The following is a 15,121-nucleotide window of genomic DNA, read 5'->3' as shown; positions in this document are numbered from 1 at the left end:
TCGGCATGGCTCCGCCATGCCTCTCTCCTCCGCCTTGGATCCGAAGCCCCAGGACACCGCTCACTCGTCCGGCCTGATCGACAAGACACCCCCTAGTCGCGATCTATCGCGTTTCGCTAATCTGGGCTCGTGGACCTCGAAAAGCAGCCTCAGAAGCCGGTCGCCCCCGCCGAACCCGCCCCCGTCCCGCCCGGCGACGCCCTGAGGGCCTCGGACGCGGACCGGGACCGGATCGCGGACATCCTCCGGGACGCCCTCGCCGAGGGTCGGCTCGACGCCGAGGAACACTCGGACCGGATCGACGCCGTCTACCGCGCCAAGACCCTGGGGGAGCTGGAGCCGATCGTCCGGGACCTCCCGGCCGGGGCGCGGCCGCGCCAGGAGCCCGAGTCGGCGTACGCCTACGGTCCCGACGACGCCCCGGGTCCCTCCGACAACCTCGTCGCGATCTTCTCCAGCACCACCCGTAAGGGCCGTTGGCGGGTCGGCCGCCGGACCAACGCGTTCGCGCTCTTCGGCAACATCGAGATCGACCTGACCGAGGCGCTCTTCGCGCAGCGCCTGACCACGATCAACGCCACCTCGATCTTCGGGAACGTGGAGGTGCGGGTGCCGGAGAACATCAGCCTGCGCGGCAGCGGCACCGGGATCTTCGGCAACTTCGACGTCGTGACCCTGGAGGGCGCGGACCCGCAGGCCCCCGTCGTCGTGATCAACGGCTACTCGGTGTTCGGCAACGTCGAGGCCAAGCCCAAGCGGGGCAAGTGGATCACCGACCTCCAGAACCACGTCCAGAAGCAGCTGCGCAAGCACCTCGGCCACTGACGGCCGGAGGACGCGTCGGGCCGGCGGGGCGTGGTGCCGGTCGCCGGCCGTCCGGCGTGAACGCCCCGTCCGTCCCGCCGCGGGTGCCACGGTCACCGGCCGGACGCGAGGGGCGGGAGTGACCGGAATCCGTCGCCAGGGTTCCGCACTCCGGAACTCGGCGGCACGCAGTGCATAGGCGCGCGCACAGCGGGTAGGGCTTGCTGCATCGTCTCTCGCTCGCGAAGCCGTCGTCAGGAGTAGACCCGTGCTGCATCCGCCGCATCAGCCCCTCCAGGTCGCCGCCGTTCCTCCTCAGCGTGCCCCCGCGCGGGAGGACGAGGCGGGCCCCTGGCACACGGAGGCGGTGTGCCGCCGGGACGAGGCCGGACTGTTCTTCGCCCCGTCCAAGGAGCCGACCGCCTCCCGCCTGGCGCGTGAGGAGGCCGCCAAGCGGGTCTGTGCCCGCTGTCCCGTGATGGTCGAATGCCGGGAGCACGCCCTGCTCCAGCCGGAGCCGTACGGCGTGTGGGGCGGACTGACCGCGGCCGAGCGCCGCGTGGTGCTCGCCCGGCGCCGGCGGCGCGAGGTGGAGCTCAAGAAGGCGACGACGGAGCGGATCGCCGCGGCCGGCTGATCCGCCGGGTCTCCCGCCCCGTACGGAAAGGGGCGCCCCCACCGCACATGGGGGCGCCCCTTTCCGTCGGGCCGTCGGCGCGTCCGCGCCGCACGACCGCCGCGTGGTTACTTCGCGCGGTCGAAGTCGATCTTGCTGTACGCGCGCAGCTTCGACAGCCGGTGCGTGGAGTCGATCTGGCGGATCGTGCCGGACTTCGAGCGCATCACCAGCGAGGACGTGGTCGCGGTCTCGGAGCGGTAGCGGACGCCGCGCAGCAGCTCGCCGTCGGTGATGCCGGTCGCGACGAAGAACACGTTGTCGCCGCTGACCAGGTCGTTCGTGGAGAGAACGCGGTCCAGGTCGTGGCCCGCGTCGATCGCCTTCTGGCGCTCGGCCTCGTCCTTCGGCCACAGCTTGCCCTGGATGACACCGCCCAGGCACTTGATCGCGCAGGCCGAGATGATGCCCTCCGGAGTGCCGCCGATGCCGAGCAGCATGTCGACGCCGGTGCCCTCGCGGACGGCCATGATCGAGCCGGCGACGTCGCCGTCGGAGATGAACTTGATCCGGGCGCCGGTCTCGCGGATCTCCTTGACGATGCCCTCGTGGCGGGGGCGGTCCAGGATGACGACCGTGACGTCCTCGGGGGCCATGCCCTTGGCCTTGGCGACCCGGCGGATGTTGACCGACACCGGGGCGTTGATGTCGACGAAGTCGGCGGCCTCGGGGCCCGTGACCAGCTTGTCCATGTAGAAGACCGCGGACGGGTCGAACATCGTGCCCCGGTCCGCGGCGGCCAGGACGGCGATGGCGTTCGGCATGCCCTTGGCGTTGAGCGTGGTGCCGTCGATCGGGTCGACCGCGATGTCCACCTCGGCGCCGGTGCCGTCGCCGATGCGCTCCCCGTTGTAGAGCATGGGGGCTTCGTCCTTCTCGCCCTCGCCGATGACGACGACGCCGTTCATCGAGACGGTGGAGACGAGGGTCCGCATGGCGTTGACCGCCGCGCCGTCGGCACCGATCTTGTCGCCTCGGCCGACCCAGCGGCCGGCGGCCATGGCGGCTGCCTCGGTCACCCGGACCAGCTCCAGGGCGAGGTTGCGGTCGGGGGCCTCGGGGGAGACCTCGAGCTCGGACGGCAGATGATGCTCGGTCATCGGAGCGCACCTTTCTGTACGGCGACGGCCGGAAGTGAAGAGGGTCCTGCGACTCTATCGGTACGTCGACAATTTGAGCAGAGGGGCCCACGTATGAGCACAACACCATGATGCGACCATGGGGGCGTGGCAGGTATGCGAGGCAGGCAGACGGTACGCGGGATGTTCCAGTCCCTGGCGGTGATCATGATCGCCGCGGGCGTGATGTATCTCTTCATCCCGCACGACGAGACGGCGGCTCCGGTCAAGGCCAAGGACTACCGGGTCGAGCTCCTGACGGCCCAGCGGGCGGCGCCGTATCCGGTGCTCGCCCCGGAGGGCCTGGGCGAGGACTGGAGGGCCACGGTCGTCTCGTACAAGCGCGACCAGGACAACGCCTGGCAGCTGGGCTTCCTGGACCCGGACACCCAGTACGTCTCGCTGCACCAGTCGACGGCGGCGCCCAAGGAGTTCGTCCCCGAGGTCACGCAGCAGGCCGAGAACTCCGGCCGGACGCAGACGGTGGCCGGTCAGGTCTGGCAGCGCTGGGAGGGTCCGAAGTACGACGCCCTCGTGCGCACGGACGGCAAGGCGACGACCGTGGTCACGGGCACGGCCTCGTTCGACCGCCTGGCGGAGATGGCCGGCGCGCTCCAGTCGAAGAAGGCGTGACCCCGCGCCGCACGGGACGGCGTGACCGCCCGCCGGCCGCGTGAGCGGTGCGGGTGGACGAACGGCACGGTGGGTGAAAGAGACGGAGCCCCCGGGCGCGATGCGCTCGGGGGCTCCGTCGTGTCCTGGCGCGCGAGGCGTCAGGCCGTGACGACTCAGACGGTGGTGACGACGTCGTCGTAGTCCAGGCGCGGGGAGCGCGGGAACCAGGCGTCCTCGCCGGGCTTGCCGATGTTGACGACCATCAGCGGGGTGTGGTCGGCGTCCAGGAACTCCTTCTGGAGGCCCGCGAAGTCGAGACCGGTCATCGGGCCGGCGGCCAGGCCGGCGGCGCGGACGCCGATGATGAAGTACGCGGCCTGGAGGGCGGCGTTCAGCAGCGCCGAGCCCTCGCGGACCGGGCGCTCGGCGAAGAACATGTCCTTGGCCTGCGGGAAGTGCGGGAGCAGGGCCGGGAGCTCCTCGTGGAACTCGTTGTCGGCGGACAGGATCGCGACCAGCGGGGCGGCGGCGGTCTTGGGCTGGTTGCCCTCGGCCATGTGCTTGACCAGGCGCTCACGGGCCTCGGGGGAGCGGACCAGGGTGATGCGCAGCGGCGTCTGGTTGAAGGCGGTCGGGCCGAACTTCACGAGGTCGTAGATCGCCTGGACCTGCTCGTCGGTCACCGGCTCGTCGGAGAACGTGTTGGCGGTGCGGGCCTCGCGGAAGAGGAGGTCCTGGGCGGCGGGGTCAAGAACGAGAGACATGCTGCGTACCTTCCGGACAAGCAGGGGGTGTTCGAGCGATGTCCCCGACGGTACGCCCCGGATAGGTTAATTTTCAACTAACTAATGCGGATAGTGATCCGGTTCACAGGCTCCAGGGTACTCCTCCGTCCGGAGCCGGCCGACCCGGCCACTGCCGCCGCGATCTACGCCTCCCCGTCCGTCCCGGCCTTCTCCTCCGCCGCGAGCGAGGCGTCCAGGCGGGCCCTGGCCCCCTCCAGCCAGCGCCGGCACACCTTCGCCAGCTCCTCCCCGCGCTCCCAGAGCGCCAGGGACTCCTCCAGGGACGTCCCGCCCGCCTCGAGGCGCCGTACGACCTCGATCAGCTCGTCCCGTGCCTGCTCGTACCCGAGCGCGGCCTCTTCCGTCGTGCCTGCCATGGCTGTCACCCTCCGTGTGGGATCCGATGTCCGGGGTCGGACTGTGTGGGTCGGACTGTGTCCGGGTCGTCTGTGTGGGCGGACTCTGTGTGGGCGGACTTCCTACGGGACAGGGGCCGCCGGTCACGAGGCGTCGCGGATCACGAACCGTCGACGCGGCGCACCGGGAACTCGCCCGCCGCGACGCGGGCCCTCAGCTCCTCGCCCGCCGCGACCTCCTCCGGGTCCCGGACGACCGTGCCGTCGGCGCGCTGGAGCACGGCGTACCCGCGTTCCATGGTCGCCGCCGGCGAGAGCGCCCGGACCCGCGCCCGGGTGTGGGACAGTTCCGAGTCGGCCCGGTCGAGCAGGTGCCGCAGGGTCCGGCGGCTCCGCGCGAGCACCGCGTCGAGCTCCTCCTCGCGTACCTCGACCATCCGCTGCGGATGCTCCATGACCGGCCGCGCCAGCGCGTGCGCGAGACCGCGCTCCTCGCGCTCCAGCAGCCCCCGCACGCTCCGCAGCGCCCGGTCGCGCAGCCCCTGCACCCGGTCCAGCTCCTCGCCGACGTCCGGGACCACCTTCTTGGCCGCGTCGGTCGGGGTGGAGGCCCGCAGGTCGGCGACCAGGTCGAGGAGGGGCGAGTCGGGTTCGTGGCCGATCGCGGAGACCAGCGGAGTGCGGCACTCGGCGACGGCCCGGACGAGCTGCTCGTCCGAGAACGGCAGCAGATCCTCCACGCTGCCGCCGCCCCGGGCCACGATGATCACGTCGACCTCGTCGTGGGCGTCCAGCTCCTTCACGGCCTGCACGACCTGAGGGACGGCCTTCACCCCCTGCACGGCCACGTTGCGCACCTCGAAGCGGACGGCCGGCCAGCGGCGCCGGGCGTTCTCCAGGACGTCCCGCTCGGCGGCGGACGCCCGTCCGCAGACGAGGCCGACGAGCTGGGGGAGGAAGGGCAGCGGCTTCTTGCGGTCGAGGGCGAACAGGCCCTCGGCGCCCAGGCTCCGCTTCAGCTGTTCGAGCCGGGCGAGGAGCTCGCCGATGCCCACCGGCTTGATCTCCACGGCCCGCAGGGAGAGCTGCCCGCGCGGCGCGTACCACTCGGGCTTCGCGTGCACGACGACCCTCGCGCCCTCGGAGACGACGTCGGCCACGGCGTCGAAGACCTGGCGGTAGCAGGTGACGCCGATGGAGATGTCGTACGAGGGGTCGCGCAGGGTCAGGAACACCACTCCGGCCCCCGGCCGCCGGGAGAGCTGCGTGATCTGCCCCTCGACCCACACGGCCCCGAGCCGGTCGATCCACCCCCCGATGAGCCGGGAGACCTCACCTACGGGCAGCGGCGCTTCTGCGGACGTGTTGAGACCCATGCGCCGAGACTAGCGGCGACCACGGACATGTCACGGCGCCCGCGGGCGCGCGGCCCGTCCGCCGTTCACTCCCGGTGAGCCGCGCCCTGCACCGCGAGGACCACCATCCCCACGCCCAGCCAGATCACGCCCACCAGCTGCGCCGACACCGACGCCTCCACGATGACCGCCACCAGGATCCCCGCCCCCACCACCGGCGCCACCACGTGCCGCCACCACCGCGGCGGCCCCTCCATCCGCCGCACCGCGAACCAGCCCACCACGCTCGCGTGCAGCAGGACGAAGGCCGTCAGCGCCCCGACGTCCACCACCGACACCAGGTGGTCGAGTCCGTCGTCCCGCCGCGCCGCCCACACCGCCGCCACCATCGTCGCCGCGGCCGCCAGCAGCAGCGCCACCCGCGGCACCCCGGAGTCGGTCCGGGCCAGCACATGCGGCAGCCGCCGGTCCCGCGCCATCGCGAAGAGCAGCCGGCCGGCCGCCGCCTGCCCCGCCAGTGCCGCGAAGGCCGCGCCGATCGCCTTGCTCGCCGCCACCAGGTCGTGCAGCCAGGTCCCGACGGACGCGTCCACCGCGTCGTAGAACGCCGAGCCCTGCTTCGCCGGCTCGGCCGCCAGCTCGGCCGACGACACCGGTCCGAGGAGCGCCACCAGGTAGGTCTGGGTCACGAACAGCACGCCCGCGAGCGCCAGGCAGAACAGCACCGCGCGGGCCACCTTCTCCGAGCCCCCCGTCACCTCCTCCGCGAAGGAGGCGATCGCGTCGAAGCCCAGGTACGACAGGACCGCCACCGACACCGCGGCCAGCACCGACGAGAAGGAGAACATCGTGTCGCCGGTCAGCGGCGACCACCAGTCGCGCCGGGCCCCGTCCTCGGCCAGCGCCGTCACCGCCGACGCCACGAAGACCAGCAGCACCACGATCTCCAGGGCGAGCACCACGAAACCCACCCGTGCCGCCGCCCGCACGCCCCACAGGTTCAGCAGGGTCGTGACCACCACGGCGATCCCGGTCCACACCCACCGGTCCACCTCCGGGACCAGCGCCTCCATCGCGATGCCGGCGAAGAGGTAGGCCACGGCCGGGATCAGCAGGTAGTCGAGCATCACCATCCAGCCGGCGATGAACCCCGGGCCCTCGCCCAGCCCCTTGCGGGCGTACGTGAAGACGGAACCGGCCTGCGGGGCGACGCGCACCATCTGCGCGTAGCTGAAGGCGGTGAAGCCCATGGCGACCGTCGCCACCAGGTACACCAGCGCCACCGCGCCGTGCGACTTCGCGTCCAGGGTGCCGAAGACGCCGACCGGGGCCATGGGCGCGATGAAGAGCAGCCCGTAGACGACAAGGTCGCGGAACCCGAGATTCCGACGCAGTCCGGTGTGCGCTGGCACCTGTGCTTCCTCGGCCATGCGCCCAGTCTCGGCCACGGTTCCGATCACGCCGCGGCGACGCGGCCGGGGACGGGGCGGACGATGCGGCCGCCTTTCCGCGCGGCCTTACGATGGGACGCATGACTGCTACGCCCGCGCCCAACCGCCCCAAGCGTGTCCTGCTCGCCGCTCCCCGTGGTTACTGCGCGGGCGTCGACCGTGCCGTGATCGCCGTCGAGAAGGCCCTGGAGCAGTACGGGTCGCCGATCTACGTCCGCCACGAGATCGTGCACAACAAGTACGTCGTGCAGACCCTGGAGCGGAAGGGCGCCATCTTCGTCGACCAGGCGACCGAGGTGCCGCCGGGCAACATCGTCATGTTCTCCGCGCACGGCGTGGCACCGACCGTCCACGAGGAGGCCCGCCAGGGCCGGCTCGCCACGATCGACGCCACCTGCCCGCTGGTCACCAAGGTCCACAAGGAGGCCGTCCGGTACGCCGACGCGGACTTCGACATCCTGCTGATCGGCCACGAGGGCCACGAGGAGGTCATCGGCACCTCCGGCGAGGCCCCCGACCACATCCAGCTCGTCGACGGCCCCGAGGACGTGGCCAAGGTCGAGGTCCGCGACCCGTCCAAGGTCGTCTGGCTCTCCCAGACCACGCTCTCGGTCGACGAGACCATGGAGACGGTGGACGCGCTGCAGGCGAAGTTCCCGCAGCTCATCTCCCCGCCGTCGAGCGACATCTGCTACGCCACCCAGAACCGGCAGACCGCCATCAAGGAGCTCGCCGGCCAGGCGGACCTGGTGATCGTCGTCGGCTCGAAGAACTCCTCGAACTCCATCCGGATGGTCGAGGTCGCCAAGCAGGCCGGCGTGCCGGCCGCGTACCTGGTCGACTTCGCCAGCGAGATCGACGAGACCTGGCTGGAGGGCGTCTCCACCATCGGCCTGTCCTCGGGTGCCTCCGTGCCGGACGTCCTCGTCGAGGAGGTCCTGGCCTGGCTCTCCGAGCGCGGCTACGCCGACGTGGAGATCGTCAAGACGGCCGACGAGTCGCTGACCTTCTCGCTGCCCAAGGAGCTCCGCAACAAGGACCTGCGGGCCGAGGCCGAGGCGCTCCTGCGGGACCGCGCCGGCCAGGAGTAGTCCCGCGCCGCCGGGCGGGAGCGGCCCCGTACCGGCGGACCACCCCGCGGCCGCCGGCCGTTCCGCGGGCCGCCGGCGGCGGGCCGACCGGATCCGCCGGGCCCGTGAACGGGGCACACCCGCAAGTGGGACGTCGGGCGGTAACTCCCGCCGTCAGCCCCTAACGTGGGGTCCATGAACGTCTTCGGAGTGGACATCGGCGGCTCGGGCATCAAGGGCGCTCCCGTGGATCTGGAGCGCGGAGATCTGGCCGAGCCGCGCCACAAGGTACTGACCCCGCACCCCGCCACACCCGACGACGTGGCGGGGTGCGTCGCGGAGGTGGTGGCGAACTTCGGCTGGTCGGGTCCCGTCGGGGTGACCTTCCCCGGCGTCGTCACCGGCTCCACGATCCGCACGGCCGCCAACGTCGACAAGTCCTGGGTGGGCGTCGACGCGGGCAAGCTGCTCTCCGACCGTCTCGGGGGCCTGCCCGTGACCGTCCTGAACGACGCGGACGCGGCCGGCGTCGCCGAGATGACCTTCGGCGCGGGCCGGGGCCGCAAGGGCACCGTCATCCTGCTGACCCTGGGCACGGGCATCGGCTCGGCGCTCTTCGTCGACGGCCGGCTGGTCCCGAACACGGAGCTGGGCCACCTGGAGCTGAAGGGCCACGACGCGGAGAAGCGCGCCTCGACGAAGGCCAAGGAGGACGAAGACCTCAGCTGGGAGCACTGGGCGACGAAGCGCCTGCAGAAGTACCTCGACCACGTGGAGATGCTGTTCTCGCCGGAGCTGTTCATCATCGGCGGCGGCGTGAGCCGGAAGGCGGACAAGTTCCTTCCGCTGCTCGAGGACATCAAGGCGGAGATCGTCCCGGCGGAACTGGAGAACAACGCGGGAATCGTCGGCGCGGCGATGGCGGCCGCGGAGCGCTGAGCGCCGGAGGGCCGCGCTGCCGGACCCCGGGCGGCTTGCGTGCGGGGCTCCGGGCCGGCCCCGTACGCCTGCGACTACGGGGCGGGGCGCCGGGGTCCGGCACCCGCCCCGGACTTGGCCCCGGGCTTTGGTCCGGATTTCGCGCCGGACTTGGCTCCGGACCTGAGTCTCGGCCTCGCCCCGGCCGGCGCGCTCGCGCGTGCGACCCCGGCGGCCCGCTGCCGGCGGCCCATGTCCCGTACCTTCCGGACGCAGGTGATCAGTCCGGCGACGAGGGTGCCGCCGTACAGCCACCCGGCGTGCACCGCGAGTGCGGTGACCAGGGCCATGGCCTGTCCGCCGATGCCGCCGGATCCCCCGGAGATGGGGACCACGCCGACCGCGAAGGCGATGGGCACGCTGATCGGGGCCGTGACCAGGTCGGCGGTGCGGACCCACAGCGCGGTCAGCGCGCTGACCGGCAGGAACAGCAGGCCGAAGACGACCGGCGACCCGTCGAACAGGAGCCAGTCGAGGAAGCCGATCACCAGCATGGCGGCCGACGCGAACAGCCCGGCGCCGAGGCCGGTCAGCCGGGGGTTGGGCAGCCGTCTCAGGGCCACGACGACGGGCGGTGCGGGCCGGCGCACCGGCGCCCCCACCGGTTCGACCCGGACCCGGCCCGGGCCCTGCGCGGCGCCGGGGTCGACACGGTAGACGGCGGCACCCTCGACGAGCGCGCCCGGCGGCGTGAGGGGCGTTTGCGGCCGTCGGCGGCCTTGCGGCTGACTTGTCCTGTGCTGCTCCACTCCACCAACGTAGGTCGGGAGGGGCCGGGTCACCGTCACGGGACACGCCCTTTGGGTGACGTTGCCGCCGAGTTCGACCGAAGGTCGCCGTCGCAGGCCGGTTCCGCACGCCCGTAAACTGGGGGATCGGCCCATCATCCGTACGCCCCACCCCGCCTCCACACCGCTAGGGAAGTCGCCAACGTGTCGCTCACGATCGGAATCGTCGGTCTGCCGAATGTCGGCAAGTCGACCCTGTTCAACGCCCTGACCAAGAACGACGTGCTGGCGGCCAACTACCCGTTCGCCACGATCGAGCCCAACGTCGGCGTGGTCGGTGTCCCCGACCCCCGCCTCGGCAAGCTCGCCGAGGTCTTCGCCTCCCAGCGGCAGCTGCCGGCCACGGTCGACTTCGTCGACATCGCGGGCATCGTCCGCGGCGCGAGCGAGGGCGAGGGCCTGGGCAACAAGTTCCTCGCGAACATCCGTGAGTCCGACGCGATCTGCCAGGTCATCCGTGCGTTCAAGGACGAGAACGTCGTGCACGTCGACGGCAAGGTCTCGCCCAAGGACGACATCGAGACGATCAACACCGAGCTGATCCTCGCCGACCTGCAGACGATCGAGAAGGTCCTGCCGCGTCTGGCGAAGGAAGCGCGGATCAAGAAGGACGTGGCCCCGAAGGTCGCGGCCGTCGAGGCGGCGAAGGAGATCCTGGAGCGCGGCGACACCCTCTTCTCGCAGGGCATCCTCCAGGGCTCTGACAAGGCCGAGCTGCTGCACGACCTGCACCTGCTGACCACGAAGCCGTTCCTCTACGTCTTCAACGTGGACGAGGACGAGCTGACGGACGACACCTTCAAGGACGAGCAGCGCGCGCTGGTCGCCCCGGCCGAGGCGATCTTCCTCAACGCCAAGCTGGAGCAGGACCTGGCCGAGCTCGACGAGGAGGACGCCATGGAGCTCCTCCAGTCCGTCGGCGCCGAGGAGCCGGGCCTCGCGACCCTGGCCCGCGTCGGCTTCGACACCCTGGGCCTCCAGACCTACCTCACGGCAGGCCCGAAGGAGGCCCGCGCCTGGACGATCAAGAAGGGCGCGACGGCTCCCGAGGCGGCCGGTGTGATCCACACCGACTTCCAGAAGGGCTTCATCAAGGCCGAGGTCATCTCCTACGCCGACCTGATCGAGACGGGCTCGGTCGCCGAGGCCCGCGCGGCCGGCAAGGCCCGCATGGAGGGCAAGGAGTACGTCATGCAGGACGGCGACGTGGTGGAGTTCCGCTTCAACGTGTAGTCACCTCGTTGCTGCACGTTAGATGATTTCGTCGAACGTGCAGGTCAGAAGGGGTCGGACTCTGGCGAGTCCGACCCCTTCTGCATTCCCGTGATGACTTGGTGCTGACATTTCAGCTGTTTCGGGGCGGCGTGAGCTTGTCGAGGTCCAGGCTGACCTCGAAGGGCACTGGGCGCTGGAGGGTGCCCCGGAAGATCCCGGCGGGCGCGTAGGCGCCGGTGGGTTCGTCGAGCTCGTAGACGTGGACGACGGGTGCCCCGTCCTCGTCCTCGATGCACCAGTAGTGCGGGATGCCGGCCTCCGCGTACTTCCGGAGCTTGACCGTGCGATCGCGATGGGCGGACTCGGGTGACACCGCCTCTACGACGAGCTTCACGTCCTCCGGGGCGTACCAGGTGCGGTCGGGGTCATAGGGCAGGTTCGTCAGCAAGAGGTCTGGCTCGGGGCGGTTGCGGGCATCGAGGCGGATCGTCATCTCGCGCTCAACCTCGAAGCCGGGGGGCGCCTGCGCCATGAGGGTGGTAGTCAAGGCGGTGACGAGGCGGCCATGCCAGGCCCGCTGGGGCGACATCATGAAGACGAGGGCTCCGTCGATCAGCTCGGTATGGCGGGGTGCCTCGGGGAGGCGGTCGAGGTCCTCCGCGAACCAGCCCTCCGCGCGCGGCGGGCGCATCCAGTCGGGCAGTGCGGTCATGGCTTCACGGTACGGCAATGGCCACGTCAGGTGAGGTGCTCTTGGGCGTCTGGTTCGCACGCTTCGCCGGCTGCGGCAAATGCCGCTGACGCGGGACTGGAGCTCCGGCCAGGTGCGCGTCATGGACGCTGTCGAGCAGGCAAGGCGTGAAGAGTTCTTGCGCCGCGAAGGCGAGTTCGCCTGCCTGTGACGAGACAGTCGCGCTCGTCGATGATCCGGTTGATCTCGCACTCTTCCCACTCCTGGTACTTGGGCAGCACCTCGAAGGCCGGCCAAGTCCGCTGCGATCGACGAGAGTGGCTTCGGGGATGCGGGGCCGTCAACGCCCGGCGTTCACCCTGGAGGCGTGGGCGTGACCCGGCGGGTGGCGGAGCGCAGCGCGAAGGCCATCACTACTTCGAATACGCCGAGCAGGACGAGCCAGAGTCCCAACAGTCGTGTCAGGGCGACCGCAGAGTCCACCGGGAAGGAGAGCACGACGATTCCGGCGACGGTGCCGAGGGTGCCCAGGCCGAAGAGCAGGCCGCGATGCACGAGCGCGCGGTCGGCGATCGCGACGTACGCCGTGAGCACTCCGGTCAGCAGCCAGAACACCCCGACGATCAGGGACAGCGCGGCGATGGTCTGCATCGGATGACGCAGCACCAGGACGCCCGCCAGGAACGCCAGTACGGCGATCAGGACGCCCGCCAGTCTGCTGCCGCCCCGGTCGCTGCTGTGCGAGAAGGCCGCGACGAAACGGAAGCCACCCGCCACCAGGAGCTGCAGACCGATGATCACGGCGAGGATGTGCAGCGTCTCGTCGGGCCATACGAGCACCAGGATGCCTGGGATCAGTGTCGCAAGGGCGATGCCGAGTGCCCAGTGCCATGAGCTTCCGAGCTGCTTGAGGGCGTCCTCGGGGTCCTTTTGCGTGTACTGCGGTGCCGCGTCGGGGGAAACGGTCATCACGGCCTCCTGGGCTAGCCGAGCGGCCCGCGGGGGCACCTTGAAGCCGCCGGACATGCCTTGCTTGATTTTTAGGCTATTTTAGGTCGTTATGGTATTGATTGCTGATTCGGCGGGTGCTCCCATGTGATGAGGTCGAGGGTGGGGTGCCGGGACTCCTTCAGGGCCCCTGGCCGCTGTCGGCCGAGGGCGGCGGCGAAGACATCGCTGCTGAGCTGCGCAGTCACCTCGACTCCGTCGAGACCCCCGTAGGCCGGTTCGCGCACAGTCCGCAGGACGCTCGTGAAAAATCCGTCGGCACCCAACGCACGCCAGCGGAGGAATGTCTGGTCAGGGCTTTGTGTGCGGTTCCGCCGCAGGTCGGGATCGGATCGCAGACATTCTGCTTCAACGTCTGATCGGACCAGCAGAGGCGCCCTGACCCGCGAGAACGTGGGTCAGGGCGTCTTGCTGTCCGCGGCGGTCCGCAGAACTCGGGCCCGCGGCCCGAGGATGGTGGTCGGGGCGCTGATCGAACGACAGCCGGATAACCATCTCCTGCGAACTGGCCTCCTGGGATAGCGTGTTCGTTCATGTCTGCAACGGGGAGGCGGCAGTGAGCGGACTCGCACCGGAGCTGAAGTTCATCGCGGAGGGGATGATCCGGGGCTCGATGGGCCTGATCGAATCCATGCGCGGGGCCAGGGACACGGCCATCGCCCTGGGGCACGAGCTGGCCCGACAGCACGGGATGGCGGGAGACGACGACGCCGGGCGAGCGTTTGCCAAGGTGTACGTGTCGGCCGCGTCCGCGACCTTGGACAAGCTGGGGTTCAGCTCCTACGTCCTGGGTGAGACGAGCCGCGGGTTGATGCGCAACGCTCGCGAGTTCATGGCCGAGGAGAGTCGGCAGGTCGCGGCGTTCCTGGGGAAACAGGCCGACCTCACCGTAGGTATGGGCGATCCAGGGGCCGACTGCACGGAGAACTACCTCGGCCTCGGACAGGAGCTTCCTGAGGTGGTCGGCGAAACCGCCTGGTACGACAAGTACGCTCCGGCGGGGCGGAGCGACCGATTCCGGGGCTCGACCGAGAAGATCCGCGATGTCGCCACGTCCTGGCGGCATGCGGGATCGCTCATGCAGCGGTTCCTGGAAGACGCGCAGACCTATGCCCTGACCGCGAGCAAGGCGCACTCCGGCGAGGCGGCCGAGTCCTTCCAGACGTACGTCAAGTACTGCGTCGGAATGACATGTCCTCCTGCGAAAGCGCAGGAGGACGAACCGCTGGTGACCAACCTCGTGGCCGCCTGCAATCAGATCGCCAAGGCATGCGATCGGTACGCCGAGCACGTGGAAGCGGCCAAGGAGAAGATCCGCCACCACCAGAACGACCCGTTCACGGTGGACATGCCGTGGGACCAGCCGATGTTCGGCGCCAACGGGTACGACGGCGGCCTGCATGACGCGGTGCTCAGTGACTCCTGGATACGCGATCTGGGACAGGTGGCGCACGCGCTCGACTCTTCGTCCGGCCGGGTCACGTTGCCGACCCCGGAGGGCCCCTCGGCCCCCGGACTCCCGGGGATGCCCTTCCTGCCCCCGCTCATACGCGTGCCCGTTCCCGGGCCGATCAGACTCGCCTCGTACGCGGGTGCGCCCACGCTCCTTCCCGCGGTCAATCCCGTCGACCCGGGGATCCCCTTCGCGGATCCGATTCCGCCGGTCCCTGGCACCACGCGCCTGCTGACCGTCCCGGAGCAACAGCAGTTTCGTACCTGGATGAACTCCCTCAGGCCCGGTGGGCTGGCCGGAGGCGGCGGCCCGACCGACCCGGACAACGCGTACCAGCTCCGTATCGCCGGGTATCCCGAGCGGGAAGTGCCGCTGGCCGGGAAGAATCGGGGGTTGATGGTGGACGGCATCCGGCCGGTCGACGGGCACCTGGTCGAGGCGAAGCACGTTCGGGATCCGGACTGCAAGAAGAAGAGCTTCCGCTCCCTCGACCGCGTGGAGGAGACGCTGACCAAGCCGGTCAAGGTGAACGACAAGGGAAAGATCGCTTGGGACCCTGTCGTCGACGCCATGTACGCGGGTGACGAGAAGGAACTCGTCCGCTACAAGCAAGCCATGGCGAACCCCGCGAACGGTGAGATCAAGGGCCTGGAGATCGTCACGAACGGCAAGGACAACGCCGCGTACTGGCAGTCCATGATGGCGATGACGGGCACGCCCGGTTCGACGCGATACGTGCCCTGAGACAGAGGAAGACT

The 15,121-nt window shown here is 70.3% G+C and carries 15 protein-coding genes; 7 read left to right on the top strand and 8 right to left on the bottom strand.

From position 1 onward, the window contains the following. Positions 1-129: 129 nt before the first annotated feature. Together ACGFZF_RS27575 and ACGFZF_RS27570 are read left to right on the top strand one after the other, a co-directional pair. Positions 130-825, top strand: coding sequence for a DUF1707 domain-containing protein (locus tag ACGFZF_RS27575; RefSeq protein WP_393558373.1), 696 nt, complete (start codon positions 130-132; stop codon positions 823-825). Between the two features lie 247 nt (positions 826-1,072). Further along, positions 1,073-1,441, top strand: a complete 369-nt coding sequence (locus tag ACGFZF_RS27570) for a WhiB family transcriptional regulator (protein ID WP_147981000.1) — start codon at positions 1,073-1,075, stop codon at positions 1,439-1,441. Between the two features lie 107 nt (positions 1,442-1,548). Here ACGFZF_RS27570 and glpX read toward each other — a convergent pair whose 3' ends face one another. Then, positions 1,549-2,580: a class II fructose-bisphosphatase gene (gene glpX / locus ACGFZF_RS27565; protein ID WP_147981001.1), complete on the bottom strand. Its 1,032-nt coding sequence runs from the start codon at positions 2,578-2,580 to the stop codon at positions 1,549-1,551. Between the two features lie 126 nt (positions 2,581-2,706). Here glpX and ACGFZF_RS27560 point away from each other — a divergent pair, with 126 nt between their 5' ends. Further along, positions 2,707-3,231, top strand: a complete 525-nt coding sequence (locus ACGFZF_RS27560) for a DUF4245 domain-containing protein (RefSeq protein WP_393558370.1) — start codon at positions 2,707-2,709, stop codon at positions 3,229-3,231. A 155-nt stretch (positions 3,232-3,386) separates the two neighbouring features. On the opposite strand, the gene ACGFZF_RS27555 is transcribed toward ACGFZF_RS27560, so the two are convergent. The 4 genes from ACGFZF_RS27555 to ACGFZF_RS27540 all read right to left on the bottom strand — a co-directional run bounded on the left by ACGFZF_RS27555 (position 3,387) and on the right by ACGFZF_RS27540 (position 7,139). Continuing rightward, the gene (locus tag ACGFZF_RS27555) at positions 3,387-3,977 is read right to left on the bottom strand and encodes a malonic semialdehyde reductase (protein ID WP_147981003.1); all 591 of its coding nucleotides are present in this window, start codon (positions 3,975-3,977) and stop codon (positions 3,387-3,389) included. A 164-nt stretch (positions 3,978-4,141) separates the two neighbouring features. Further along, complete coding sequence (locus ACGFZF_RS27550; RefSeq protein WP_393558368.1) at positions 4,142-4,375, bottom strand: exodeoxyribonuclease VII small subunit; 234 nt, start codon at positions 4,373-4,375, stop codon at positions 4,142-4,144. A gap of 140 nt (positions 4,376-4,515) precedes the next feature. Continuing rightward, a complete protein-coding gene (gene xseA, locus ACGFZF_RS27545; protein ID WP_393558366.1) occupies positions 4,516-5,730 on the bottom strand; it encodes an exodeoxyribonuclease VII large subunit in 1,215 nt (404 codons plus the stop codon). Between the two features lie 65 nt (positions 5,731-5,795). Continuing rightward, positions 5,796-7,139, bottom strand: coding sequence for an APC family permease (locus ACGFZF_RS27540; protein WP_393558364.1), 1,344 nt, complete (start codon positions 7,137-7,139; stop codon positions 5,796-5,798). A gap of 92 nt (positions 7,140-7,231) precedes the next feature. Here ACGFZF_RS27540 and ACGFZF_RS27535 point away from each other — a divergent pair, with 92 nt between their 5' ends. Then, on the top strand, positions 7,232-8,251 hold the full coding sequence (locus ACGFZF_RS27535; protein WP_393558362.1) for a 4-hydroxy-3-methylbut-2-enyl diphosphate reductase: 1,020 nt from the start codon (positions 7,232-7,234) through the stop codon (positions 8,249-8,251). 174 nt (positions 8,252-8,425) lie between these two features. Further along, positions 8,426-9,169 carry a polyphosphate--glucose phosphotransferase gene (gene ppgK, locus ACGFZF_RS27530; RefSeq protein ID WP_393558360.1) on the top strand — a complete coding sequence of 248 codons (744 nt, stop codon included), beginning with the start codon at positions 8,426-8,428 and terminating at the stop codon, positions 9,167-9,169. Positions 9,170-9,243: 74 nt separating this feature from the next. On the opposite strand, the gene ACGFZF_RS27525 is transcribed toward ppgK, so the two are convergent. After that, entirely contained in the window at positions 9,244-9,810 is a 567-nt protein-coding gene (locus tag ACGFZF_RS27525) for a DUF6542 domain-containing protein (RefSeq protein ID WP_393558390.1), read from the bottom strand. Between the two features lie 330 nt (positions 9,811-10,140). Here ACGFZF_RS27525 and ychF point away from each other — a divergent pair, with 330 nt between their 5' ends. Next, positions 10,141-11,229, top strand: coding sequence for a redox-regulated ATPase YchF (ychF, locus tag ACGFZF_RS27520; RefSeq protein WP_147981009.1), 1,089 nt, complete (start codon positions 10,141-10,143; stop codon positions 11,227-11,229). Positions 11,230-11,341: 112 nt separating this feature from the next. Here ychF and ACGFZF_RS27515 read toward each other — a convergent pair whose 3' ends face one another. Both ACGFZF_RS27515 and ACGFZF_RS27510 read right to left on the bottom strand, forming a co-directional pair. Then, positions 11,342-11,923, bottom strand: coding sequence for a Uma2 family endonuclease (locus tag ACGFZF_RS27515; protein ID WP_393558357.1), 582 nt, complete (start codon positions 11,921-11,923; stop codon positions 11,342-11,344). Between the two features lie 333 nt (positions 11,924-12,256). Beyond that, positions 12,257-12,871 carry an HdeD family acid-resistance protein gene (locus ACGFZF_RS27510; RefSeq protein WP_393558355.1) on the bottom strand — a complete coding sequence of 205 codons (615 nt, stop codon included), beginning with the start codon at positions 12,869-12,871 and terminating at the stop codon, positions 12,257-12,259. A gap of 595 nt (positions 12,872-13,466) precedes the next feature. Between ACGFZF_RS27510 and ACGFZF_RS27505 the strand changes: the two genes are divergently transcribed. Next, the gene (locus ACGFZF_RS27505; RefSeq protein WP_393558353.1) at positions 13,467-15,107 is read left to right on the top strand and encodes a restriction endonuclease fold toxin-2 domain-containing protein; all 1,641 of its coding nucleotides are present in this window, start codon (positions 13,467-13,469) and stop codon (positions 15,105-15,107) included. Positions 15,108-15,121 lie beyond the last annotated feature (14 nt).

The sequence above is a fragment of the Streptomyces sp. NPDC048338 genome, assembly GCF_043201055.1.
Classification (GTDB): Bacteria; Actinomycetota; Actinomycetes; order Streptomycetales; family Streptomycetaceae; genus Streptomyces.
This window is presented reverse-complemented; position numbering and strand designations above follow the sequence as displayed.